The sequence below is a fragment of the Alistipes sp. AM16-43 genome (assembly GCF_003435745.1).
Classification (GTDB): domain Bacteria; phylum Bacteroidota; class Bacteroidia; order Bacteroidales; family Rikenellaceae; genus Alistipes; species Alistipes onderdonkii.
The window spans coordinates 63,566-84,822 of record NZ_QTUQ01000008.1 but is presented as its reverse complement, the minus strand read 5'-3'; the positions used below and the strand labels follow the sequence as shown (position 1 = coordinate 84,822).

At 62.2% G+C, this 21,257-nt stretch carries 23 protein-coding genes; 12 read left to right on the top strand and 11 right to left on the bottom strand.

Translation table 11 applies throughout. The annotated features are described in order from the left end of the window. Positions 1-61: 61 nt before the first annotated feature. Entirely contained in the window at positions 62-1,339 is a 1,278-nt protein-coding gene (locus DW189_RS12665) for an alpha-amylase family glycosyl hydrolase (protein WP_153919521.1), read from the bottom strand. A gap of 202 nt (positions 1,340-1,541) precedes the next feature. On the opposite strand from DW189_RS12665, the gene DW189_RS12660 reads away from it, so the two are divergent. Genes DW189_RS12660 through DW189_RS12650 form a run of 3 tightly spaced genes read left to right on the top strand, consistent with a single transcriptional unit; the run spans position 1,542 to position 5,197 of the window. Next, positions 1,542-2,336: a polysaccharide biosynthesis/export family protein gene (locus tag DW189_RS12660; RefSeq protein WP_055203024.1), complete on the top strand. Its 795-nt coding sequence runs from the start codon at positions 1,542-1,544 to the stop codon at positions 2,334-2,336. Positions 2,337-2,344: 8 nt separating this feature from the next. Beyond that, positions 2,345-4,807 (top strand): GumC family protein, encoded by a 2,463-nt coding sequence (locus tag DW189_RS12655; RefSeq protein ID WP_117508436.1) that lies wholly within the window; start codon positions 2,345-2,347, stop codon positions 4,805-4,807. Then, the gene (locus DW189_RS12650; RefSeq protein ID WP_022332260.1) at positions 4,808-5,197 is read left to right on the top strand and encodes a hypothetical protein; all 390 of its coding nucleotides are present in this window, start codon (positions 4,808-4,810) and stop codon (positions 5,195-5,197) included. It begins immediately after the preceding gene. A gap of 136 nt (positions 5,198-5,333) precedes the next feature. Here DW189_RS12650 and DW189_RS12645 read toward each other — a convergent pair whose 3' ends face one another. Next, positions 5,334-6,245 carry an NDP-sugar synthase gene (locus DW189_RS12645; RefSeq protein WP_174760552.1) on the bottom strand — a complete coding sequence of 304 codons (912 nt, stop codon included), beginning with the start codon at positions 6,243-6,245 and terminating at the stop codon, positions 5,334-5,336. A 117-nt stretch (positions 6,246-6,362) separates the two neighbouring features. On the opposite strand from DW189_RS12645, the gene DW189_RS12640 reads away from it, so the two are divergent. The 9 genes from DW189_RS12640 to DW189_RS12600 are packed head-to-tail and all read left to right on the top strand — an operon-like array spanning position 6,363 to position 13,997. Then, positions 6,363-7,232 (top strand): murein hydrolase activator EnvC family protein, encoded by an 870-nt coding sequence (locus DW189_RS12640; RefSeq protein ID WP_117508434.1) that lies wholly within the window; start codon positions 6,363-6,365, stop codon positions 7,230-7,232. A 9-nt stretch (positions 7,233-7,241) separates the two neighbouring features. Further along, positions 7,242-8,393, top strand: a complete 1,152-nt coding sequence (gene dxr / locus DW189_RS12635; RefSeq protein WP_117508433.1) for a 1-deoxy-D-xylulose-5-phosphate reductoisomerase — start codon at positions 7,242-7,244, stop codon at positions 8,391-8,393. A gap of 13 nt (positions 8,394-8,406) precedes the next feature. Next, a complete protein-coding gene (gene rseP, locus DW189_RS12630; protein WP_055212176.1) occupies positions 8,407-9,723 on the top strand; it encodes an RIP metalloprotease RseP in 1,317 nt (438 codons plus the stop codon). A 4-nt stretch (positions 9,724-9,727) separates the two neighbouring features. After that, a complete protein-coding gene (locus DW189_RS12625) occupies positions 9,728-10,099 on the top strand; it encodes a hypothetical protein (RefSeq protein ID WP_117508432.1) in 372 nt (123 codons plus the stop codon). Beyond that, positions 10,053-10,676, top strand: a complete 624-nt coding sequence (locus tag DW189_RS12620) for a lactate utilization protein (protein ID WP_117508431.1) — start codon at positions 10,053-10,055, stop codon at positions 10,674-10,676. The genes DW189_RS12625 and DW189_RS12620 overlap by 47 nt, the downstream gene beginning before the upstream one ends. Before the next feature lie 14 nt (positions 10,677-10,690). Continuing rightward, positions 10,691-11,239, top strand: a complete 549-nt coding sequence (locus tag DW189_RS12615; protein WP_117508430.1) for a hypothetical protein — start codon at positions 10,691-10,693, stop codon at positions 11,237-11,239. A gap of 37 nt (positions 11,240-11,276) precedes the next feature. Continuing rightward, positions 11,277-12,644: a DNA repair protein RadA gene (gene radA / locus DW189_RS12610; RefSeq protein ID WP_055203041.1), complete on the top strand. Its 1,368-nt coding sequence runs from the start codon at positions 11,277-11,279 to the stop codon at positions 12,642-12,644. A 34-nt stretch (positions 12,645-12,678) separates the two neighbouring features. Further along, on the top strand, positions 12,679-13,650 hold the full coding sequence (locus tag DW189_RS12605) for an NAD-dependent epimerase/dehydratase family protein (protein WP_117508429.1): 972 nt from the start codon (positions 12,679-12,681) through the stop codon (positions 13,648-13,650). A 14-nt stretch (positions 13,651-13,664) separates the two neighbouring features. Continuing rightward, positions 13,665-13,997 carry a thioredoxin family protein gene (locus DW189_RS12600; protein WP_117508428.1) on the top strand — a complete coding sequence of 111 codons (333 nt, stop codon included), beginning with the start codon at positions 13,665-13,667 and terminating at the stop codon, positions 13,995-13,997. Positions 13,998-14,034: 37 nt separating this feature from the next. On the opposite strand, the gene DW189_RS14655 is transcribed toward DW189_RS12600, so the two are convergent. The 9 genes from DW189_RS14655 to DW189_RS12550 all read right to left on the bottom strand — a co-directional run bounded on the left by DW189_RS14655 (position 14,035) and on the right by DW189_RS12550 (position 21,255). Next, the gene (locus DW189_RS14655) at positions 14,035-14,979 is read right to left on the bottom strand and encodes a DNA alkylation repair protein (RefSeq protein ID WP_232045526.1); all 945 of its coding nucleotides are present in this window, start codon (positions 14,977-14,979) and stop codon (positions 14,035-14,037) included. 9 nt (positions 14,980-14,988) lie between these two features. Further along, complete coding sequence (locus DW189_RS12585) at positions 14,989-15,882, bottom strand: DUF4831 family protein (RefSeq protein WP_055203047.1); 894 nt, start codon at positions 15,880-15,882, stop codon at positions 14,989-14,991. 52 nt (positions 15,883-15,934) lie between these two features. Continuing rightward, complete coding sequence (locus DW189_RS12580) at positions 15,935-16,756, bottom strand: tRNA1(Val) (adenine(37)-N6)-methyltransferase (RefSeq protein WP_117508427.1); 822 nt, start codon at positions 16,754-16,756, stop codon at positions 15,935-15,937. Between the two features lie 5 nt (positions 16,757-16,761). Next, on the bottom strand, positions 16,762-17,532 hold the full coding sequence (locus tag DW189_RS12575) for a TIGR02757 family protein (protein ID WP_174760551.1): 771 nt from the start codon (positions 17,530-17,532) through the stop codon (positions 16,762-16,764). A 165-nt stretch (positions 17,533-17,697) separates the two neighbouring features. Further along, a complete protein-coding gene (locus DW189_RS12570) occupies positions 17,698-18,348 on the bottom strand; it encodes an ABC transporter ATP-binding protein (protein WP_018697325.1) in 651 nt (216 codons plus the stop codon). Then, on the bottom strand, positions 18,341-19,426 hold the full coding sequence (locus DW189_RS12565; RefSeq protein WP_141417960.1) for a hypothetical protein: 1,086 nt from the start codon (positions 19,424-19,426) through the stop codon (positions 18,341-18,343). The genes DW189_RS12570 and DW189_RS12565 overlap by 8 nt, the downstream gene beginning before the upstream one ends. Further along, positions 19,408-20,223, bottom strand: coding sequence for a dihydropteroate synthase (folP, locus tag DW189_RS12560; protein ID WP_117508424.1), 816 nt, complete (start codon positions 20,221-20,223; stop codon positions 19,408-19,410). Before folP ends, DW189_RS12565 begins: the two co-directional genes overlap by 19 nt. A 31-nt stretch (positions 20,224-20,254) precedes the next feature. Continuing rightward, positions 20,255-20,839: a dephospho-CoA kinase gene (gene coaE / locus DW189_RS12555; protein WP_055203152.1), complete on the bottom strand. Its 585-nt coding sequence runs from the start codon at positions 20,837-20,839 to the stop codon at positions 20,255-20,257. After that, positions 20,839-21,255: a hypothetical protein gene (locus DW189_RS12550; protein WP_022332275.1), complete on the bottom strand. Its 417-nt coding sequence runs from the start codon at positions 21,253-21,255 to the stop codon at positions 20,839-20,841. Before DW189_RS12550 ends, coaE begins: the two co-directional genes overlap by 1 nt. Positions 21,256-21,257 lie beyond the last annotated feature (2 nt).

Sequence of the window (21,257 nt, the reverse complement as noted above, 5' to 3'; positions counted from 1 at the left end):
CGGGCGGGCATCGGGCAGGGATCGGGCGGGGATGCGGCCGCTGCCTCCGCGGCCGCAGGGGTCAGCGCGTCAGGATGCGGTAGCTCCACGGCGCCATGTCCTCCTCGACATGCCCGCGCAGTTCGCAGGCAACGCCCGTCATGGCATCGGTGTACATGCCGGCATAGATGCCCGTGTAATAATCGGCATGGATGGCGTAGGGCGAGAGGTTCATCACGGCGACGACGCGGTTGCCCTTCACTTCGCGCACGAAGGTCATCAGGCAATCCTCGGCGTTGTTGCGTATCTCAACCATCTCGCCGCCCGCCTCCCCGGCGGCGAGCGCAGGGTTGGCATGCCGGAGCCCGGCCAGGCGGCGGTAGAAATCCGTGAACGAATTGGCCGCGTAGGAGGGGATCGGGTCGCGGTCGAAGAAGGCGAACGAATGGTCGTAGCCGATCTCCTGCCCGGTATAGACCAGCGGCAGGCCGCGCGGCACGACGAACGTGAAGGCGGCCATGATCTCGCGGGCGCCGCCCATGCGCGTGAACTCCGAGCCGTTCCACGAATTCTCGTCGTGGTTGGAGGTGAACACCAGGCGCATGGCGGACTGCGGGTAACGGTTACGGTCGGCATAAATGTAGTCGCGCAGGGCGGTCACGCGCACCTTCTGCTGCGCCACGTCGTTCATCAGGTGGTGCATCTCCCAGGCATAGCAGGCGTCGAAGGCACCCGCTTCGAAGAGGTAAGGCTCCTCGGCCTCGGCCAGCAGGAACAGGCCGGGGTTTACCTTCCGCAGGCGGCGGGCAGTCTCATTCCAGAACTCCACGGGCACGAGCATCGCCATGTCGCAGCGGAAGCCGTCGACGGCGTGCCGGCGCACCCAGAACTCCATGGCGTCGGCCTCGGCCCGCCATACGTCGCGGTTCGCGTAGTTGAGTTTGGCGGTGTCCGTCCAGTCCCAGGGCACGGCGGGCGCCCCCGCGGCATCGCGCTCATACCAGTCGGCAGGCTTCTCGCCGACCCAGCGGGCGTCGCGCGCCGTATGGTTGGCGACCCAGTCCAGCAGCACCTTCATGCCCAGGCGGTGCGCCTCGGCGACAAACGCATCGAAATCCCCCATCGTCCCCAGCCCGGGGTCGACGGCGCAATAGTCGCGGATCGAATAGTAAGAGCCCAGCGAGCCCTTGCGCCCCTCGGCGCCGATCGGATAGACGGGCATGAGCCATACGGCGTCGATGCCCATGTCGCGCAGGAAGCCGAGCTTCGCGGCGGCGGCCCTGAGGGTACCTTCGCGCGTCAGCTGGCGCACGTTCATTTCATAGATTACAGCCTGGTAGCTCCACTCGGGATGCAGCATAATTTGCGAATTTTAATACGTAACCGGATTCCGGGACGTCAAATGTACGTTTTTTTCCGGAAAAAATCCGGGCTGCGGCCGAATCGGGTGAAAATGGGACAAAATAGCTGGGCGGGCGGGTATGTTTATTTCATAAAAAATTACTACCTTTGCGCACGATATAAAACGCCTTATACAAAAACAAAACGCTCTAAGTAATAAAATGAAGCATTTCCGCCTCTTAGTCCCGGCCATCCTGGCCCTGCTGGTCTCGTCCTGCGCCTCGCAGAAACGTGCCTGGTACCTGCAGGACGCGAACCCGTTTACGCCCGAACAAATCGCCGAAAGCGGCCAGATACGGATCAAGCCCCTCGACCGGCTGACGATCGTGGTCAACAGCAAAGACCCCGAACTGGCAGTGCCGTTCAACTCGTCGACCTCGCTGAGTTCCGTGACGGGAGTCGCCTCGTACAGTTCGGCGACCAACCAGTCGCTGCAGATCCGCACGGTGGACGAGAACGGCATGCTCGACATGCCCGTGATCGGGAAGATCGACTGCAAGGGAAAAACCCGCAGCGAACTGGCGCAGCTCATCGCCGACAAGATCGTCGAGGGCGGGTATATCAACGACCCGTCGGTCAACGTGCAGTTCGCCGACATGAAGATTTCGGTCGTCGGCGAAGTAGCCCGCCCGGGACAGTACGACGTCACGCGCGACAAGATCTCGATCTTCGACGCCCTGGCCATGGCCGGCGACCTGACGATCTACGGCATCCGTACGGACGTGGCCGTGGCCCGCGAAGTGGACGGCGTACGCACGATCGAATACCTCGACCTCACATCGAAAGACCTCTTCAACTCGCCGGCGTTCTACATCCAGCAGAACGACGTGATCTATGTCAAGCCCAATAAATACAAGGCACAGGCCGGTGAGATCAGCCAGAACCGCAACTTCTACCTCTCGCTCGTAGGTACGGCCATCTCCGTGGCGACGCTTATCATAACCTTAACCAAATAAGCCGGGCCATGACCGAATACAACAACCAGCAGCAACACCTGCAGAACGACGAGAACGAAAACGGCAGCGGCCTCACGCTGCACGACCTGTTACAGATGGTTCTGGCCAACTGGTACTGGTTCGCCTTGTCGGTGCTCATCTGCCTCGGCGTGGCCTATTACTACCTGGCCAGCACCCCGAAGATATACAGCCGTACGGCCACCATCCTCGTAAAGGACAGCCGCAAGGGCGGCGACATGGAGCTGGGCGCTTTCAGCGACCTGGTAGGTTTCCAGAACCGCCGCAACGTCGACAACGAGGTCTACATCCTCCAGTCGCACAGGCTGATGTCCGAGGTGGTAAAGCGCCTCCACCTGACGGTCAACTACTCCGTACGGGACGGGCTGCGGACGCTCGACCTCTACGGCCGCTCGCCCATCGAAGTCGATTTCATCGACGACGACAACCAGCGCCTTTCGCTGGAGGTGACCGAACTCGAGGACGGCCGGATCAAGCTGGCGGACTTCGACGACAAGTACCTCACCAAGCAGGAGAAGCGCAGGGTCATCCGCGCCCAGTACGGCGACACGATCCCCACCCCGCTGGGGCAGATGGTCGTACACAAGACGCCGTTCATGGACTCGACCTACGTGGACAGGCCCATCACCGTCACCAAGAGTTCGCCGATGGTCACGACGAACGCCTACCGCGCCACCGTAAAGAGCGACGTGGCCAACAAACAGGCGTCGATCGTCACCATCTCGATGAACAGCTCCGTGCCCAAGCGTGCCGAGGACGTGATCAACACGCTGATCGCCGTGTACGAAGAGGACGCCATCGCCGACAAGCGGCAGGTATCGGTCGTGACGAACGCCTTTATCAAGGAGCGTATGCTGGCCATCGGGCGGGAACTGGGCGTCGTGGACAGCGAAATCGAGGGGATCAAAAAGAGCAACCAGATGATCGACATCACCTCGGAGGCTACCCGATCCATCACAGAGAGCAGCAAATTCAAGGTCGAAGGGCTTTCGATCGAAAACCAGATCAGCGTCGCCAACTACATCCGCGACTACCTCGACGACCCGTCGCACGCGGGGGATCTGATCCCGATGGTCGCCTCGCTGACCAACAACGGGATCGTCGCCCAGATCACCGAATATAACGACGCCATCCTGCGCCGCCAGAAACTGCTCGAAAACAGTTCGGAACGCAGCCCCGTGATCCAGGACATGGACAACGTGCTGGCTGCCGTGCGCCGCTCGATCATCGCTTCGCTCAACTCGCACGTCTCGACGCTCGAAATACAGCTTTCGAACATGCGCAAGGAGGAGGCGCTGGCCAACCACCGCATATCCACCATGCCGTCGCAGGAGAAAGTCCTGTTAGACATCATGCGCCAGCAGAAGATCAAGGAGGAGCTGTTCCTCTACCTGCTCAACAAACAGGAGGAGACGCAGCTCAACTATGCCGTCGCCGAAAGCAATTCGCGTACGATCGACCAGGCATACGGCAGCCCCAGGCCCGTGTCGCCCCGTTCGATGATCATCCTGGGCATCAGCCTGCTGGCCGGCCTTGCGATCCCCTTCGGCATCATCTACCTGATCGGCATGCTCGACACGACCATCCGCGGCCGCAAGGACATCGAAGAGAACATCAGCGCCCCGTTCCTGGGGGACATTCCCTTCCTCGAAGGCGAGAACAAGGGCGGCATCGTCGTCCGGGAAACCGGCCGCGACGCATTGTCCGAGGCTTTCCGCATCCTGCGTTCGAACATGACCTTCATGAACGTGTCGTCGGGCAAGGAGATCAAGTGCGTGCTCTTCACTTCGTCCGACCCCCATGCGGGCAAGACGTTCGTGGCGATGAACCTGGCGATGACGCTCGCCACGGCCGGGAAGCGGGTCGTACTGATCGACCTCGACCTGCGCCGCCACGCGCTCTCCACGACGCTGGGCCGCAGCAACAGCAAAAAAGGTATTACCAGCTACCTGGCAGGGACAATCACCGACATCGGCGAACTGATTACGCCGATGGACGTACACAAGAACCTCGACGTGATCTGCGCCGGCATCCAGCCGCCCAACCCCACGGAGATGCTGCTTTCGGATCGTCTGGACAAACTGATCGCAGAGCTGCGGGAGAGCTACGACTATGTATTCATCGACAGCACCCCGGCCATGTCGGTCGCTGACGCAGTCATCACCGACCGGCTGGCTGACCTCTGCATTTATATCGTGCGCGAAGGCGTACTCGACCGCCGGCAGCTACCCGACATCGAACGGCTTTACCGCGAGAAGAAATTCCGCAACATGTGCGTCGTACTCAACGGCACGCGCACCCGCCGCCACGGATACGGGTACGGATATGGGTACGGATATGGTTACGGGTACGGATACGGGTATGGTTACGACGATTACAAGGAGACCAGCTACCGCAAGCGCCTGAAACTTTTCTTCAGCAAAATCGGACGTAGAATAAGGAACAAGGAATAAATGGCTATACGCAATGCATTGATCGCCGTCGATTTCGACGGAACGGTCGTGACACACGCATATCCCGAAATCGGCGACGACGCCGGGGCGGTTCCCGTACTGAAAGAACTTACGGACAACGGTTGCCGCCTGATACTTTACACGATGCGCCACGGCAAGCTGCTCGACGACGCGATCCGGTGGTTCCGCGAGCGGGGAATCCCGCTCTACGCCGTGAACGAGAACCCCTCGCAGCAGCGCTGGACATCCTCGCCGAAAGTCCACGCCGACCTCTACATCGACGACAGCAGCCTCGGCTGCCCGATCCGGTTCGTGGACGGTGTGAAACGCCCCGTAGCGGACTGGACGCGCATCCGGGAGCAGTTGGTCAGGGAAGGTTTCCTGGACTGAGCCGCCGCGGAAGCCGGCCAAACCGAAGGCAAATCAGGCTTTCCGAATCCGGTCGCCAAGCGGCACCCCACAAATAACAAGCAAAGGGCGGATGAAAACATCCGCCCTTTTGCATATGCGATGCCGCAACCGGCAATTATGCCCAGAGGTTGCGGGGATATTTGCCCTCGGCGATCATCTTCTCGATCGAGGCCACCAGCGCGGGTTTGTCCTCCTTGTAGGTGACGCCGTGCCACTGCGCCGCCGAGCGGAGCACACGCAACGAGGCCGTACCTTCGCCGATGAGTTTGTTGACCATCGTCGGGATGTAGAACTCGGCCTTGAGGTTCTCCTTGTTGCGGGCGAGCCACGTCTTGAAATACTCCCTGGAATAGGTAAAGAAATCGGGGGTGAAGCCAAAAAGGTTCATCGACACCGGCGTGTCCCCGGCCAGTACTTCGTCGGCGCCGCCGTCGTGGAAGACGATCCTGCCGTCGGGCATACGCTCGATCTGCGTGCGCTCGACCATCGAGGTGAGGTTGCCCGCAGCATCCACGCCGCAGACGCCGCGCGAAACGGTACCGTTGTCCGAAAGAGTCTTGTCGAGGTCGTAGGCGACCATGCAGTAGCGGTTCCGGCTCTCACCCAACTGCGAAAGGTAGTCCCCGATGGTCTTGTAGGCCTCGGCACCGTAGAAATCGTCGGCATTGATTACGGCGAAAGGCTCGTGGACGGCATCGGCCGCCATCATCACGGCATGGTTGGTGCCCCACGGCTTGACGCGACCTTCGGGAACGGCAGCCCCTTCGGGCAGGTAGTCCAGCTCCTGGAACACGAACTCCACGGCGATGCGGCCGCCGAAACGCTCCGCGGAGAAGACCTCGCGGAACTCCTTTTCGAAGGAGTGGCGGATGACGAATACGACCTTGCCGAAGCCAGCGCGGATGGCGTCGTAGACCGAATAATCTATGATGGCCTCGTTGTTGGGGCCGACCCCGTCCATCTGCTTGAGCGAACCGTAACGGGAGCCCATACCTGCGGCGAGGACGAGTAATGTAGGTTTTACCATACTTTTCAGCTGTTTTTTGCGTTGATTCTAAACGATCACAAAGTTAAAAAATTCGGCGCGTTCCGCAAAGGTTTTCTATGAAATTGGTTATCTTTGCATTCATAATGTCATAAACCGATGAGATTTTTCAAATCCATACGGGCATGGTGGCGCGGGCTTTTCCGCAAACGCCGTTTCAACATGCTCAATGCCACGGACAACAGCGAGGAGTGGCACATGCACCTCTCGCCGGCCAGCATCTTCACGGCCTTCCTGTCGTTCGTGCTGCTGCTGTTCATCCTCATCCTGTCGCTGGTGGCCTACTCCCCGATCCTGGAACTGCTGCCGGGATACCGCACCGAGGCAGACCGTTCGCGCGAAAGCCTCGTGCAGAACATCATCCGGCTCGACTCGATGGAGCGCATGATGAACGACATGCTCACCTACAACCAGCATATCGCGCTGATCATGGAAGGCAAAACCCCCGTGGCGCGCACGCTCGCCACGTCGGACAGTACCCGCACCAGCAAAGTGCTGGTGATGCCCTCGCCCGAGGACTCGCTCCTGCGGGCGCAGATGGAGGGCGACGGCCCGTACGCCATCGCGGGCCGCAGCGGCGGGTCGCGGCGTTCGGTACGCGAGGCGATCGAGCTGGCCAAACCCGTGGAGGGGATCATCACCGACCGCTTCGACATCCGCAACGGCAATTTCGGGGTACGCATCGCGGCGGCGGCCAGCGACCGCATCACGGCCATCGACAACGGCACGGTGGTGCTGAGCCTCTGGACGCCCGAGACGGGTTACATGGTCGAGCTGCAGCATGCGAACAACCTCCTCTCGGTCTACAAGGGGCTTTCGCAGTCGCTCGTCACCACGGGGCAGACCATCCGCGCGGGCGAGATGGTCGGCTACAACGCCGAGGCGGAAGAGGGCGAGGTGCGGCTTTTCGAATTCGAACTCTGGAACAACGGCAAGCCCGTAGACCCAGAAGGGTACATCGTATTCTGACGCACAGGCATGAAACAACGACTTGCAATACTGGGTTCGACGGGCTCGATCGGCGTGCAGACGCTCGACATCGTGCGTGAGAACCCCTCCCTGTTCGAAGTGCGCGTGCTGACGGCCAACCGCAACTGGCAGCGGCTCGCGGCACAGGCACGGGAATTCGACGCGGACACGGCGGTCATCGCCGACGAACGCTATTACGGGCAGCTGCGCGATGCGCTGGCCGGCACCGATGTGAAGGTTTACGCCGGAGAGGATGCCGTGGCTCAGGTCGCGGCGGGCGGCGATACGGACGTGGTGGTCAACGCGCTGGTAGGCTACGCCGGGCTGGCGCCGACGGTGGCCGCGCTCGGCGCCGGGAAGAAACTGGCGCTGGCCAACAAGGAGTCGCTCGTGGTGGGCGGCGAATACGTGATGCGGCTGGCGGCCGAAAAGCGTGCCCCGATCCTGCCGATCGACTCGGAGCATTCGGCCATCTTCCAGTGCCTGGTGGGCGAGCAGTCGCCCATACGGAGGCTCATCATCACGTGCAGCGGCGGCGCATTCCGCGACCTGCCCTGCGAAAAACTGGCCGACGTGACCGTGGAACAGGCGCTGCGCCACCCCCAGTGGGAGATGGGCGCAAAGATCACGATAGACTCGTCGACGCTGGTGAACAAAGGCTTCGAGGTGATCGAGGCACACTGGCTGTTCGGCACCCCGGTGGAGAAAATAACGGTGCTGCTGCACCCGCAGTCGATCGTACACTCGATGGTGGAGTTCGAGGACGGGGCGATCAAGGCACAGCTGGGCACGCCCGACATGCGTATGCCGATCAGCTTCGCGCTGATGTACCCCCGGCGGGCGACCCGCCCCGGCGAGCGGTTCGACTTCATGGCGCATCCGCAGCTGACATTCGCCGGGGTCGACCGGGCGAAATACCCGGCGCTGGAGATCGCCTGCGAGTGCCTGCGCCGCAGCGGCACGGCGGCCTGCACGATGAACGGCGCCAACGAGGTGGCCGTCGCGGCGTTCCTCGGCCGCAAGTGCGCATGGCTGGATATCGTGCGTGCCATCGAGTACGCCCTGGGGCGCGCCTCGTTCGCCGCCGCCCCCACCCTCGGGGACTACGCCGAAGCGAACGACGAGGCCCGGCGGCTGGCCGCGGAATACTTAGCGTTGTAACCAAAAGACAGACATGGATATAATCATCAAGATCATTCAGTTTTTCCTCTGCTTTACCATCCTGGTGGGCATCCACGAATTGGGGCACTTCCTCATGGCGCGGGTTTTCAGGATCCGCGTCGACAAGTTCTATATCTTCTTCGACCCGTGGTTTTCGATCTTCAAGTTCAAGCGCGGCGACACCGAGTACGGGCTGGGCTGGCTGCCGCTGGGCGGATACTGCAAGATCGCCGGCATGATCGACGAGTCGATGGACAAGGAGCAGATGAAACAGCCCCCCAAGCCCGACGAATTCCGCACCAAACCCGCATGGCAGCGTTTTTTGGTGATGATCGCGGGCGTGGTGATGAACGTCCTGCTGGCGATCGTCATCTACTGCGGCGTCTGCTACGTGTGGGGCGACAACTACTTCTCGAACGAGGACGCCAAATGGGGGTACAACTTCAACGAGGCGGGGCACAAGCTCGGCTTCGAGGACGGCGACAAGTTCGTGACCATCGACGGCGAGCCGGTCGACGATATCAACAAGATACTCAATTCGCTGCTCATCACCGAAGGCGAGCGGAAGGTCGTCGTCGAGCGCGGCGGGAAGCACGTGGAGCTGACGTTGCCGCTGGACGAGCTGATCGAGATGCGCCAGGCCAAAGGTTACGAAGATCTCTTTACGCTGCGTGTGCCGTTCCTGATCGACAGTGCGGTGTACGAATCGGCGGCGGCGCTCAGGCGCGGCGACGAGATCGTGGCCATCGACGACGCACGGGGGCTGGAATACTCCGGCTACCAGCAATACCTCAAGACCCGGGCGGGCGGGGAGGTGACCCTGACGGTGAAGCGCGAAGGCGACATGCTGCTGCAGATCGCCGTCCCGGTGTCCGACGAGGGCAAGCTGGGCGTGATAGCACGCAATCCCTATACGCTGCGCACACAGGAGTACACCTTCTGGCAGTCGATCCCGGCAGGCATCGAAAAGGCCGGGAAAGTCATTTCGTCCTACTGGGAACAGTTGAAGATGATCGTGCAGCCCAAGACCAAGATGTACGAGGAGCTGGGCGGGTTCATCGCCATCGGCAGTATTTTCCCCGGGGACTGGAACTGGGAGGATTTCTGGTTGAAGACGGCGTTCCTGTCGATCATCCTCGCGGTGATGAACATCCTGCCCATACCGGGCCTGGACGGCGGGCATGCGATCTTCACGTTCTGGGAGATGGTCACGGGACGCAAGGTGAGCGACAAGGTGCTGGAAGGCGCGCAGTACGTCGGGCTGGTCATCATCCTGTTCCTGTTGCTGTACGCCAACGGAAACGACATATACAGGTTCTTTATCAAGTAGGCATATGTTGCTGGGGCATGTACAGGACATGATCCAACGGCTCGCGGCCAACCGCCGCGAACGGCAGCCCCGCAGCAAGAAAGAGAAGATGCTCGACCTGCTGGGCAGGGATAGGGCCGGTCATCCGACGCGTCGGGAAGAACTCCCGCCCGAAACGGTCGAACGCGTCAAAGCCGAGATCCGGGAAGAGACCCGCCGGGAACGACGCAGAAAGCGAGTCATCGGATGGATCGTGGTAATCCTGGCACTCGGGGCGGCGATTTACCTTATAATTTCGTACCTTAATTATAGCCCTGAGGGATTCCTCGGGGGCGGACAATTCGAAACAGATGAAACTGGCAAACTGCGCCGAAGCATTACGGCGACACCATTTTGAGGTTGAAACGGTGAAGGACATCACCGAGGCGTTCGCGGTGCTGAAAGCCATCGCGGAGCGGGAACGGCCGGAAATAGTATCGTTCGGCGACTCGGAAACGATGCACGCCACGGGCATCGTCGGGTGGCTGCGCGGCGACGGACGCTGGAAGCTGCTCGACGGGTTCGACCCCGCGATGAGCTATCCCGAACGGTTGGAGATACGCCGGCAGGCGCTGATGTCCGACCTCTTCATCACGGGGGTCAACGCCATCAGCATGGAAGGCTCGCTCCACTGGCTCGACAAGGTGGGCAACCGCATCGCCCCGGTGGCGTTCGGGCCCCGCAAGGTGGTCATCGTGGCCGGACGCAACAAGATCGTCGCCGACCGTGCCCAGGCCGAGGAGCGCATCCGCACGATCGCCGCACCGCAAAACGTCGCACGGCACCCGGGGTTCCGCACGCCGTGCGCCCGGACGGGCGTATGCTCGGACTGCAACTCGCCCGACCGCGTGTGCAACACGCGTATGGAGATGATGCGGTGCTGGCCCGCAGGGCGCGTGCTGGTCGTGCTGATAGATCAGGAACTGGGACTTTGACAAATACCGGAAGGATGAAAGCCATAAGATACATAGCCATACTGATCCTCGCGGCGGCACTCGCGGCCTGCGGGGAGAAATCGGAACCGTACTACACGACAAGCTATCCGGTGAGCCGGGTCGAAGCCACCGTCACGCTCGGCGCAGCAGCAACGGCAACGGCCGAAGACGAGCCCGAGCCGGAACCCGAGCCCGAGCCGGAACCTGAACCCGACCCGATAATCGAGGCCATACGCGCGGACGTGCTGGCCGAAGCCCCGGTGCAGGCCGGGGGCGGTTACGTGCTCGAATTCCTCTACCACAACAGCGGATGGCTCTACATCACACCCGCGCCGGACGCCGCGCCGATCACCGGGTCGTTCAACAAGGAACCCGACAAACCCGACCAGCTGCGGTTCTTCTACGAGGACGCCGACTACACCTATGCGGTTTCCTACTATTCGGAGGAGGGCAAGAGCCTCACGCTGCTGACCGTAGACCTCACGGCCAAATACCAGGCGCTCTACCCCACGGCCGGCATCACGAAGGTCGAGAGGCTGGAATACACGACGCACCCCTTCTAAGGGCTGCGAAGACCCTTTACAAACCGACAACACACCGATGGCAAAAGTCAAAAAGGCCTTTTTCTGCAAGAACTGCGGGTTCGAAGCCCCCAAATGGCTGGGGCGCTGCCCCTCGTGCGGCGAGTGGAACACCTTTACGGAGGAGATCATAGCCCGCGAAAGCGGTTCCGTGGCGGCCACCGTCGCTGGGCCGCTGCCCGCGGCGAAGCCCCAGCGCGTAGGCGACATCCGCGAAAGCGAACACCGCCGCATAGACGTGGGCAACAGCGAAGTGAACCGCGTGCTGGGCGGCGGGATGGTACCGGGGTCGCTGATCCTCCTGGGCGGGGAGCCGGGCATCGGCAAGTCGACCCTCTCGCTGCAGATCGCACTGGCGGCGAACGGACTGAAAACGCTCTATGTCTCGGGCGAGGAGTCGGCCGAACAGATCAAGATGCGTGCGGCCCGCCTCGGCATCGGGAACGACGAATGCCTGATCTATCCCGAGACGCTGCTCGAAAATATCGTCAACCAGATCGGCGAACACAGGCCCGACCTGGTGGTGATCGACTCGATACAGACCATCTATACCGACCTGCTGGACTCGTCGGCGGGAAGCGTGTCGCAGATACGCGAATGCGCCGCGACGCTGCTCAAGTATGCCAAGTCGACCGGGACGTCGATCTTCATCATCGGCCACATCACCAAGGACGGAAGCATCGCCGGGCCCAAGATCCTGGAACACATCGTCGACGTCGTCCTGCAATTCGAAGGCGACAGCAACAATATCTACCGCATCCTGCGCGGCATAAAGAACCGTTTCGGCGCGACGTTCGAAATCGGGGTGTTCGAGATGCTGGACAGCGGCCTGCGGAGCGTGGACAACCCGTCCGAGATCCTGCTGACGCACTACGAGGAGCCGCTGAGCGGCATCGCCGTGGGCGCTTCGGCCGACGGCGTGCGCCCCTACCTGATCGAGGTGCAGGCACTGGTGAGCGGCGCGGCATACGGTACGCCCCAGCGTTCGACGACGGGCTACGACACCAAGCGCATGAACATGCTGCTGGCCGTGCTGGAAAAACGCGTAGGAATGAAGATGTTCCAGAAGGACGTCTTCCTGAATTTCGCCGGCGGGTTCAAGGTCGCCGACCCGGGATTAGACCTGGCCGTGGTCGCGGCGGTGATCTCGTCGTACTACGACCGCCCCGTCGCCGAGGGGGTCTGCTGCGCGGGCGAGATCGGACTATCGGGCGAAGTGCGCCCGGCGCCCCGCACCGAGCAGCGCATCAGCGAGGCCGCACGCCTGGGATTCAAACGCATCGTCGTATCGGGGTATCTGGGCAAGGGCGCCAAACGCCCCAAAGGGATCGAGGTCGTGACGATAAACAGCGTAGACCAACTGCCACGGGCCCTTTTTGTGGAATAGATTTTGCTCTTACACCCGTAAAAAGGAGTAAGAGATGCAAAAAAGAATAGTCGTTCTCGGCGGGGTGGGATTTATCGGCACGCACCTCTGCCTGCGCCTTCTGGAGGAAGGGCACGAGGTTTTCTGTGTCGATATCCGCGATGCGGTCAACTCGCCCCTGCTGCGGGGCGTGTTACAGCATCCCCTGTTCCGGTATGTACACCACAACATCATCAACGGCTTCAGCATCCGCTGCGACGAGATATACAACCTCGCGTCGCCGTCGCGCGTACGCTACAACAAGGCGCTCCCGGTGGAGACGCTCCGCGTGAGCGTGCTGGGTGCCATAAACACGCTCGAGACAGCCCGTAGCGAACATGCGCGGGTGGTCTTCGCCTCGGCGGGAAACATCTACGGCATCGGGCACCGCGATCCGGCAAGCGAGCCGGGTAACTTCTGTTCGACACACTACATCCTCTACGAAGGCAAGCGCGCCGCCGAAGCGCTGCACAGGGCATACAACAGTGAATACGACGTCGACGCACGCATTGCCCGCATATTCAACACCTACGGCAGCGGCGCCGACCCGATGGATCAGCGCGTGGTGATAAAGATGGTCGTGGCGGCCCTGCAGAACCGCGACATCGTCGTCAACGGCAGCGGAGAACAGTTGCGCACGTTCTGCTGGGTCGAAGACATAGTGGACGGACTCGTCAGGCTGATGGAAACACCGCCGTCGGCCGGGGCGGTACGCACGGTGAACCTGGGCAGCAACCATGAAATCTCCATCCGGGCGCTGGCGGAGAAGATCGTCGCGCTGACCGGGAGCCGCTCGCGGATCGTACACACGGCGGCACGGGCCGACGACGCAAGGCGGCGTGCACCCGACATCTCGGCAGCACGCAGGGAGCTGGGCTGGATGCCCCGGACACCGCTCGCAGAAGGGCTGCGCCGCACGATCAGCTATGCGGAAAAGGAGTTGGCGGACAAGGCCTACGCCGGGGTCACATGGGCGGAGATGAACTAAAAAGGGAAGACAGAATGACAACAACGGATTTTGACAAGATCATCTGGCGGGACGCGCTGACGTTCGTGGACTTTTTCGCCACATGGTGCGGGCCATGCCAGATGATGCACCCCGCCATCGACAAGTTCCAGCGGGAGATGAACGGCCGCGTGGATGTATACAAGGTGGATATCGACGACCGCGGAATGCTGGACGCAGTGCACCGCTACAACATCATGTCGGTACCGACGCTCATGTTCTTCCGCCGGGGCGAAGTGCTGTGGCGCGAGAGCGGACTTGCGAGTTACGACCACCTGGTAAACGTGCTGCGGGAGCTGGAAAAGCGCGAACATGTGGCACAGCGATGAACACCCGCGCGAAAAAAACAACGAGAGAAAGGGAGGCCTATGCCTCCAGACGCCAGGCGAGCTCCTCGTGGACGTAGTCTTCGGCAGGGAGCTTACCCAGAGAACCGGCTGCGCGGAGTACCGCCTGCCGGTTCTCCTCGTTTTGCGCCGCGACGGCCGCGAGCAGCGCCACCGCACCCTGAGCCGTAAGGCGGGCGGCGGGGACGGGATGCTGCGCCAGAGGCCGGCAGGAAACCTGCTGCCCGGCAGCACACGGGGAGGCGACATGCGGGTCTGAGGCCGGAGAAGCGCCTGCGGCTGCTGAGGCAGTTGCGGCGGAAGGGGTGTCGCCAACGGAAGAATCGCCGGGAGCAAGCGTGGCAACTTCCGGAGAAGAGGCCTCCGTAACAGACGTATCAAAGACAAAGGCACCCGGTGCAACAGAGGTATCCGCAGCGGCGGAAATTGCGGCGGAGGTCGCCTCGGTCGTCGCTTCGGCCGGCGTTTCGACCGTCGCCTCGGCCGTTGCATTGCGGTGCACGGCTTCGACGGCCGGAGCAACCCATGAGGCCGTAAGGCGGGGACTGCGCGCGGCGGCGAGCAGGGCGGCATACTGCAACAACGCATCGGGCGAGGCGATCCACGCCGAGAACAGCGCGGGGAACGCCTCGGCTCGGCTCAGCAGGGCAAAAGCGGCTTCCTCGGCGATTTCGGAATTGACGATGCCGGCGGCCCATGCGGGGAACTCCTCCGGCGTAAGGCTCGCCGGACATGCAATATGCAGCGCCGCAAGGCGCAGTTCACGGACATCCTGCCGGTAGAGGTAACGGGCGAAAGCGTGGTCGGGCGCCTCCGCACGCGCTATCCGGCGCAATGTGGGCAGGCTCACCCCGTAATTCAGGCCGTAGGGCGCACCGTAATAGCGCATCGAATCGGCTACGGCACCGTTACGCTCGCGGCGCAACTCCCTGAGCAGCGCCACCATACGCGACGTGTAATCCATCGTCAGAAGCTATTTGCGGCGGGGAAGCGCGACGTTGATCGTACGGCCGAACTCGAACAGCGGAAGCACCGCGCGGGCATACTCGCGTCCGCCCGCGATGACCGTGCAGACCGACGGGTCGGCCACACGGCAGGTCACGGTATTGGACTCCTTGGCCGAAGCCTCGACGGCGGTAGCCGTATTGCCCGAGGGTTCGATCTGCAGCAGCACCATGTCGCCCGAAAGGTCGCTCTCGGGGAGCAGCCCGGCGGCGGCGCTGAAACGGCAGACGATATACTGCTTCTTGTCGGATTGCGGATAGACCACATAGCGGCGGGTCTCGGTGGTGACGACACGCTTGCCCAGGAAGAGCTCCAGATAGCTCTGTTCGAGGCGTTCGATCTCGGCCAGGGCGGCTTTCAGCCCCTCACCGAAGACATTTTCGCCCGCTTCGCCCGTGATGAGCTCGATACGGTGCCTGCGAAGCGAAAAGATCGTGTTGGCGGCTTCGCGGGCGGCGTCCTCCAACGCCAGCACCGCCATGTCGTTCTTGTCGGCCTGGAGGCGCGAAAATTCGTCCTCGGACGTGGCATGGGACATCACCGTGCGCGAAGGCTGGGCCGGGGCGGGCGCGTCGAGGCACGCCTTGGGGTCGAGCAGGGCGACCGAAGCCCCCGTAACGGCCCATGACATCTTGTCGGTCAGCGGGGCGCGGACGCCGAGGAATTTCTGCGCATAGCGCGCATAGGGGCCGCTGAGGGTCACGTCGCGCTCGGCCGTGACGTCGACAGCCAGTACCGTGCGGGGCTGCGACACGACGATGCCGCCGGATGTTTCGTCGGCCCCTTGCAGGGCTATGTATGGGTTTTGCGCCGCGGCGCCGCCGCATACGACGAGGGCGAGCGCCAGAAGTCTGAGTTTCATGGGTTCGAATTTTTTAATCGCTAACGCAAATGTAACTTATTTTGCCGTGCTATCAAAATTTCAGGTAAAAATCGCGCGTCAGGGCGCGGTATTCGGGGGTATACTGCTCGTGCACACCCGTGCCGATAACCAGCTCGGTGCGATCGGGGGCCGGGACGGAAGGCACAGAAAAGAGGGGGACGGCATCCGACAGGGCCGCCGGGTCATCGGAACGAAGGCCGGAACCCGCGGCGGAAAAACCGGAGGGAGGCGAAGCGGCGGCGGGCGGAAAAACGTCGCCGGAAGGCGTACGGACGAATTCGAGCAGCACCCGTTTGGCTGCGTGGCGGGGCGTCGTGCGCACGTCGGTACGGCGCCCCGGAAGCAACACGTCCCGGCAGATGCCGATGAAACGGGCGGCCTCGTCCGCAGGCAAGACCACGGCGAAGTGCCCCTCGTCGGAGAGCAGACGCACGACGGCGTCGCGCAGGTCGCCGAACGGCAGCCGCACGGCATGGCGGGCCGTGGTACGCCCCGCGTCGGGACAGGTGAGCGAACCGACAAAGAACGGCGGGTTGGAGACGACCAGATCGAACCGCTCCTGCGGCGCGAACTCCTGGACGGGGCATTGCACGAACGCTACCCTGCCGCCCCACGGCGAGGCATCGGCATTCTCCCGCGCCTGCGAAATGTCTTCCACGTCGACACCCGTGATCCGGGCCCCGGGGACACGTTGTGCCATCATCAGTGCGATAAGCCCCGTACCGGTACCGATATCGAGGATGCGCCTGTCCGACGGACGCACCGAGACCCAGGCGCCCAGCAGCACGCCGTCCGTCCCGACCTTCATCGGGCAGCGATCCTGGCGTATGGCGAATTGTTTGAAGCGGAACATCGTCTCTATACTTTGAGGTAACCGTCGATACCCGCCCCGAAGAGCGAGAAATCGTAACGCACAGGATCGGCGGGATCGAACATGCGGAGCGAAGCGGTGGTCTGCTCGACGGCACGCCAGTCGTTCTGGCGGCGTGTGAGCAGCCCCAGCGCACGGGACATATTGCCGGTATGGACGTCGAGCGGGATATAGAGCGCCGACATCGGGATGCGCGTCCACTCGCCGAAATCCACGCCCCGCCCGTCACGGCGCACCATCCAGCGCAGGTACATGCAGAGCCGTTTGCAGGCGGCGCCCTTCTCGATGGACGAAAGATGTTTTTCGCAACGCGGAGCATGGTCGCAGCCGAAGAATTCGCGCCGGAATTCGGCAAAGACCGCCGGGATGCTCCGCGTCGCCTCGTAGCGGGTCTCGAAGAAACTACCGATGCCGCCGTGAAGCTCCTCCATACGACGCAGCGCCAGCACGAAGTCACGCAGGTCGCCGCCGTTGAACGTGCGATGGGCATAGGACGAAAGCGAAGCCAGCTCCTTCTCCGAGGCGTTGCGCACGAAATCAGCCGGAGCGTCGTCCATGCAGCGCATCATCCGGTGGCCGTTCGCCACGATCGCCTTGCGGTTGCCCCAGGCGATCGTGGCGGCGAAAAATCCCGCGATCTCCCGGTCGGCACGCCCCTCATAGCGGTGCGGCACCGAGATGGGGTCGCACTCGATAAACTCGGGACGGTTGTATTTGTCGTGGAGCCGTTCGAGCAGCTCCCTGAGTTCTGTATCCATAATACAACTGTATTTATGCAATGATCCGCAACCCCGGACGGCTTCGGGAACAGCCCGAAGCACCCCCGGAACGCCGGGAAAACCGCCGGATACCGGAAGCAATGTCAGACGGCAGGGCACCCGGGGAACCCGTACGGCAACGCGAACCGCCCACCGGACGCAGCCTTACAGAATCCGGCCGTCGGACATCGTGATGCGGCGGTCGGCCATGGCGGCGAGGTGTTCGTCGTGGGTCACGATCACGATGGTCTGCCCCAGCCGGTCGCGCAACTCGAAAAAAAGACGGTGTATCTCGTCGCGGTTGTGCGAATCGAGGTTGCCCGAGGGTTCGTCGGCCAGCAGCACGGCGGGGGAATTGATCAGGGCCCGGGCGATGGCCACGCGCTGCTGCTCGCCGCCGGAAAGCTGGCCGGGCTTATGGTCGCGGCGCCCGGCGAGACCCATCATTTCCAGCAGCTCCGCGGCGCGGCGTTCGACCTCCGCACGGGGGTGTTTGCCGATCAGCCCCGGGATGCAGACGTTCTCGAAGGCCGTGAACTCGGGCAGCAGGTGGTGGAACTGGAACACGAAACCGATGCGTCCGTTGCGGAATCGGGACAACGTCTTATCGCCCAGCGAAAAAACATCCTGCCCGTCGATTTCGACCCGTCCGCCGTCGGGCCGCGAAAGCGTACCCACGATCTGCAACAGCGTGGTCTTGCCGGCGCCGCTGGCACCGACGATCGAAACGACCTCGCCCCGGGCGACGTCGAGCGAAACGCCTTTCAGCACTTCGAGGTCGCCGAAGCGCTTGTGTATATCGGTAACTTTAATCATCGGTCGTTTTTTTATCCCGTTTGTACTTCGCTTCGATCGCCCGTATCGACCGATCGACGTCCGCCAACAATCCTTCGATATATCCCTCCGGGAAATAATAGGGCGCTGTCAGCATGAATTCGGCAAAACACGGCACCGAGAAAATACACTCCCACCGCTCGTACATGTCCCCGGTATAGAAACGCTCCCGCTGTTTCTCGCTGAAGTCCTTGGACATGTCGTTCTGGGCAGTGAGTTTTAACTGGTAGTACATCGAGATATTCTCCTCCAAATCGGCCAGCACGGCGTATCCCTGCGTGACGGCCAGCAGGAAGTCCTTGTCGGACACCGAAGACATCAGGCCGGAATTCTTCAGCACCTCGAAAGCATCCCTGCGCGGATGGAAGAAATGGATCCGCCCGTAAACCGGATCGAAAGAGGCCAGCGTATCGGACGGTATCCGTTTCAGGTCACGGCGGTTGTCCGTCAAGCGCTTGCAGGCACGCATCTCCCATTGCTGATAGTCCCAGACCTGCATGAAATCCGCGCGGTTGGTTTCCAGTTCGGCATGTACCAGCAGCATTGTCGCACGCACCTCGCGCGCCACGCGCCAGCGTTCGATCAGACCCGAGCCGGCGAACGTAACGACGATGCCGATGATGACCACCGAGAGTTGCAGCGCATAGTCGCGCCATGTCCAGTTGAAAGCGGGCTTCCCGACCGCCGTCCCGTCCGCCGGACGGGAACTCCCGGAGCGGCCGTAATTCCCGCTACGGCTGTCTGCCGTGCGGAGGTTTTGGCGTTCACCGGATCGTCCGCCCCGGGACGCGGATTGCCTTGCGCCGCGGTGCTCGCCGCCCGGACACTCCCGCACCTCGGACTGCCTGCCCGGCCCGCTTTGCGTTTCGGCCTGCGGCTTGTTCTGCGGGCTATCATGCTGCTTGTCCCGCTGTGCGCCCTGCTGCGATCGGTTTTGCTGTCCGCCCTGCGGCCTTCCCCGTCGTCCGTCACGACGCCCGGCAGGTTTTTCCGCCCCGTTTTCCGACACCTTTTCCGCAGGCTTCTCCGCCGGATTCCCCGTTATTTTTTCATTTGGCATATCTCTCCGCTGTTTTGTACGTATGCGTTGAAGATCCTCACCGTATCGACGGCTTCCCGCACGTCGTGGACGCGCAGGATCGCGGCGCCCTGGCGCAGGCACTCCCACCCCAGGGCTACGGTACCCGCAAGGGACTGGGCAGGGGTGACGCCGAGCACACGGTAGATCATCGACTTGCGCGAGAGCCCCGCCAGTACGGGATAGCCCAGCACACAGAGGCGGTGAAGCCCGGCGAGCAGTTCATAATTCTGTTCCGTGGTCTTGGCGAAACCGAAACCGGGGTCGAGGACGAGATGCTCGCGTGCGATCCCGGCGGCGAGCAGCGCGGCAACCCTGGCCTCGAAATAGGCGACGACCTCGGCCGTGATGTCGCGTTTGTAGTCCGTGAGCGACTGCATGGTCTTAGGGTCGCCCTTCATGTGCATGGCGATGTAGGGCACCCCGTATTTCGCAGCGACGGCAGGCATGGCGGGGTCGAGTTCCCCGGCAGAAATGTCGTTGATGATCAGGGGGCCGAACCTTTCGATCGCCCGGGCAGCGACCTCGCTGCGGAACGTATCGACCGAAACGGCCATGCCGGGAGCCAGCCGCCGCACGGCCTCCACGCCCAGCTCCACGCGCCGCCACTCCTCCCCGGGGGATACTTCGTCCGCCCCGGGACGCGACGAGTAGCCGCCGACGTCGATGATCGACGCCCCTTCGGCTACGGCCTCGCGCACGCGGCGCTCGACATGCGGCGCATCGGGCATACGGCTGCCGGCGAAAAACGAGTCGGGGGTGACGTTCAGGATCGCCATCACCCGGGGCTGTGAGAAATCGAACAAGGGGTTATTTGCTGCCATGGCTGAAAATCCGGTCGAGTTTAACAACTGCGGGTTCGAGGTCTTCCTCGAAGATATTGACCACCACATAGTCTGCGCGGGCGCTCAGCGCATCATCGTCGAGCTGAGCGGCGATGCGGCGCACGACCTGGTCGGCCCCGCACCCGTCGCGGCGGCAGGTGCGCTCGATGCGCAGTTCGCGCGGCGCGAGGACGGCGACCGTCTTGTCGACACTGCCCTCGAGCCCGGCTTCGAACAGGATGGCGCTTTCGAGGATCACGTAGCTACCCTCCTGCCGCGCCGCCCAGGCATCGAAATCACGCATAACGACCGGATGCACCAATGCATTGAGGTCAGCCAGCGCCTGCGGGTCGGCAAAGACGATGCCCGCGAGGTAAGCCCGGTCGAGCTGCCCGTCGCGGAAAGTCCCCTCGCCGAAGCGACCGGCAAGCTGCCGCCGCAGCGCCCCATCCTCCTGCATCAGCCTTTTGGCCGCAGCGTCCGAATCGTAAACCGCAATGCCCTTCTGTGCAAAAAGGCGGCAGACAGTGCTCTTGCCGCTGCCGATGCCGCCCGTAACTCCTACTTTCATCATTCCTGTCCGTCGGGAAAATCTATCTCGGGAACCGCGTCGATAGAGGTTATCTTAATATCGCTGAATTTCACGGAAATCGCATTCTGCAACGACTGCGGGTCGATGATGATCCGCCCCTCGTGCCCCTCCTCGCGCGAGCGCTTGTACTTGAGCGCCGAGAGCGGGATGCGCAGCGTCTTGTTCATGTAGACCTGGTAACCGAACAGGTTGGTACCGACTCCCTCGACGGTACACGTCACATCGAAAACCTGCCCGTCGACATCCACACGCACCTTCTGTTCGGTGGTGTAGATATAACTCAGTTTGGCGATATACCACAGGATGAACGACGCCATGAGCAGCGCCAAAAAGACCGGCGAGACATAGCGGTGCATCCACTTCAGCAAACTATCTATTGCACGTTGGAGTTCCATGA

What these genes read in the sequence shown, in the direction of transcription:
- DW189_RS12600 (WP_117508428.1), top strand. Translation starts at nt 13,665, where the DNA reads ATGACAACAACGGATTTTGACAAGATCATCTGGCGGGACGCGCTGACG.
- DW189_RS12650 (WP_022332260.1), top strand. Translation starts at nt 4,808, where the DNA reads ATGGCTATACGCAATGCATTGATCGCCGTCGATTTCGACGGAACGGTC.
- DW189_RS12625 (WP_117508432.1), top strand. Translation starts at nt 9,728, where the DNA reads ATGTTGCTGGGGCATGTACAGGACATGATCCAACGGCTCGCGGCCAAC.
- DW189_RS12585 (WP_055203047.1), bottom strand. Translation starts at nt 15,882, where the DNA reads ATGAAACTCAGACTTCTGGCGCTCGCCCTCGTCGTATGCGGCGGCGCC.
- DW189_RS12550 (WP_022332275.1), bottom strand. Translation starts at nt 21,255, where the DNA reads ATGGAACTCCAACGTGCAATAGATAGTTTGCTGAAGTGGATGCACCGC.
- DW189_RS12565 (WP_141417960.1), bottom strand. Translation starts at nt 19,426, where the DNA reads ATGCCAAATGAAAAAATAACGGGGAATCCGGCGGAGAAGCCTGCGGAA.
- DW189_RS12570 (WP_018697325.1), bottom strand. Translation starts at nt 18,348, where the DNA reads ATGATTAAAGTTACCGATATACACAAGCGCTTCGGCGACCTCGAAGTG.
- DW189_RS14655 (WP_232045526.1), bottom strand. Translation starts at nt 14,979, where the DNA reads ATGGATTACACGTCGCGTATGGTGGCGCTGCTCAGGGAGTTGCGCCGC.
- DW189_RS12640 (WP_117508434.1), top strand. Translation starts at nt 6,363, where the DNA reads ATGAGATTTTTCAAATCCATACGGGCATGGTGGCGCGGGCTTTTCCGC.
- coaE (WP_055203152.1), bottom strand. Translation starts at nt 20,839, where the DNA reads ATGAAAGTAGGAGTTACGGGCGGCATCGGCAGCGGCAAGAGCACTGTC.
- DW189_RS12645 (WP_174760552.1), bottom strand. Translation starts at nt 6,245, where the DNA reads ATGGTAAAACCTACATTACTCGTCCTCGCCGCAGGTATGGGCTCCCGT.
- radA (WP_055203041.1), top strand. Translation starts at nt 11,277, where the DNA reads ATGGCAAAAGTCAAAAAGGCCTTTTTCTGCAAGAACTGCGGGTTCGAA.
- DW189_RS12655 (WP_117508436.1), top strand. Translation starts at nt 2,345, where the DNA reads ATGACCGAATACAACAACCAGCAGCAACACCTGCAGAACGACGAGAAC.
- DW189_RS12580 (WP_117508427.1), bottom strand. Translation starts at nt 16,756, where the DNA reads ATGTTCCGCTTCAAACAATTCGCCATACGCCAGGATCGCTGCCCGATG.
- folP (WP_117508424.1), bottom strand. Translation starts at nt 20,223, where the DNA reads ATGGCGATCCTGAACGTCACCCCCGACTCGTTTTTCGCCGGCAGCCGT.
- DW189_RS12605 (WP_117508429.1), top strand. Translation starts at nt 12,679, where the DNA reads ATGCAAAAAAGAATAGTCGTTCTCGGCGGGGTGGGATTTATCGGCACG.
- DW189_RS12615 (WP_117508430.1), top strand. Translation starts at nt 10,691, where the DNA reads ATGAAAGCCATAAGATACATAGCCATACTGATCCTCGCGGCGGCACTC.
- rseP (WP_055212176.1), top strand. Translation starts at nt 8,407, where the DNA reads ATGGATATAATCATCAAGATCATTCAGTTTTTCCTCTGCTTTACCATC.
- DW189_RS12665 (WP_153919521.1), bottom strand. Translation starts at nt 1,339, where the DNA reads ATGCTGCATCCCGAGTGGAGCTACCAGGCTGTAATCTATGAAATGAAC.
- dxr (WP_117508433.1), top strand. Translation starts at nt 7,242, where the DNA reads ATGAAACAACGACTTGCAATACTGGGTTCGACGGGCTCGATCGGCGTG.
- DW189_RS12575 (WP_174760551.1), bottom strand. Translation starts at nt 17,532, where the DNA reads ATGGATACAGAACTCAGGGAGCTGCTCGAACGGCTCCACGACAAATAC.
- DW189_RS12620 (WP_117508431.1), top strand. Translation starts at nt 10,053, where the DNA reads ATGAAACTGGCAAACTGCGCCGAAGCATTACGGCGACACCATTTTGAG.
- DW189_RS12660 (WP_055203024.1), top strand. Translation starts at nt 1,542, where the DNA reads ATGAAGCATTTCCGCCTCTTAGTCCCGGCCATCCTGGCCCTGCTGGTC.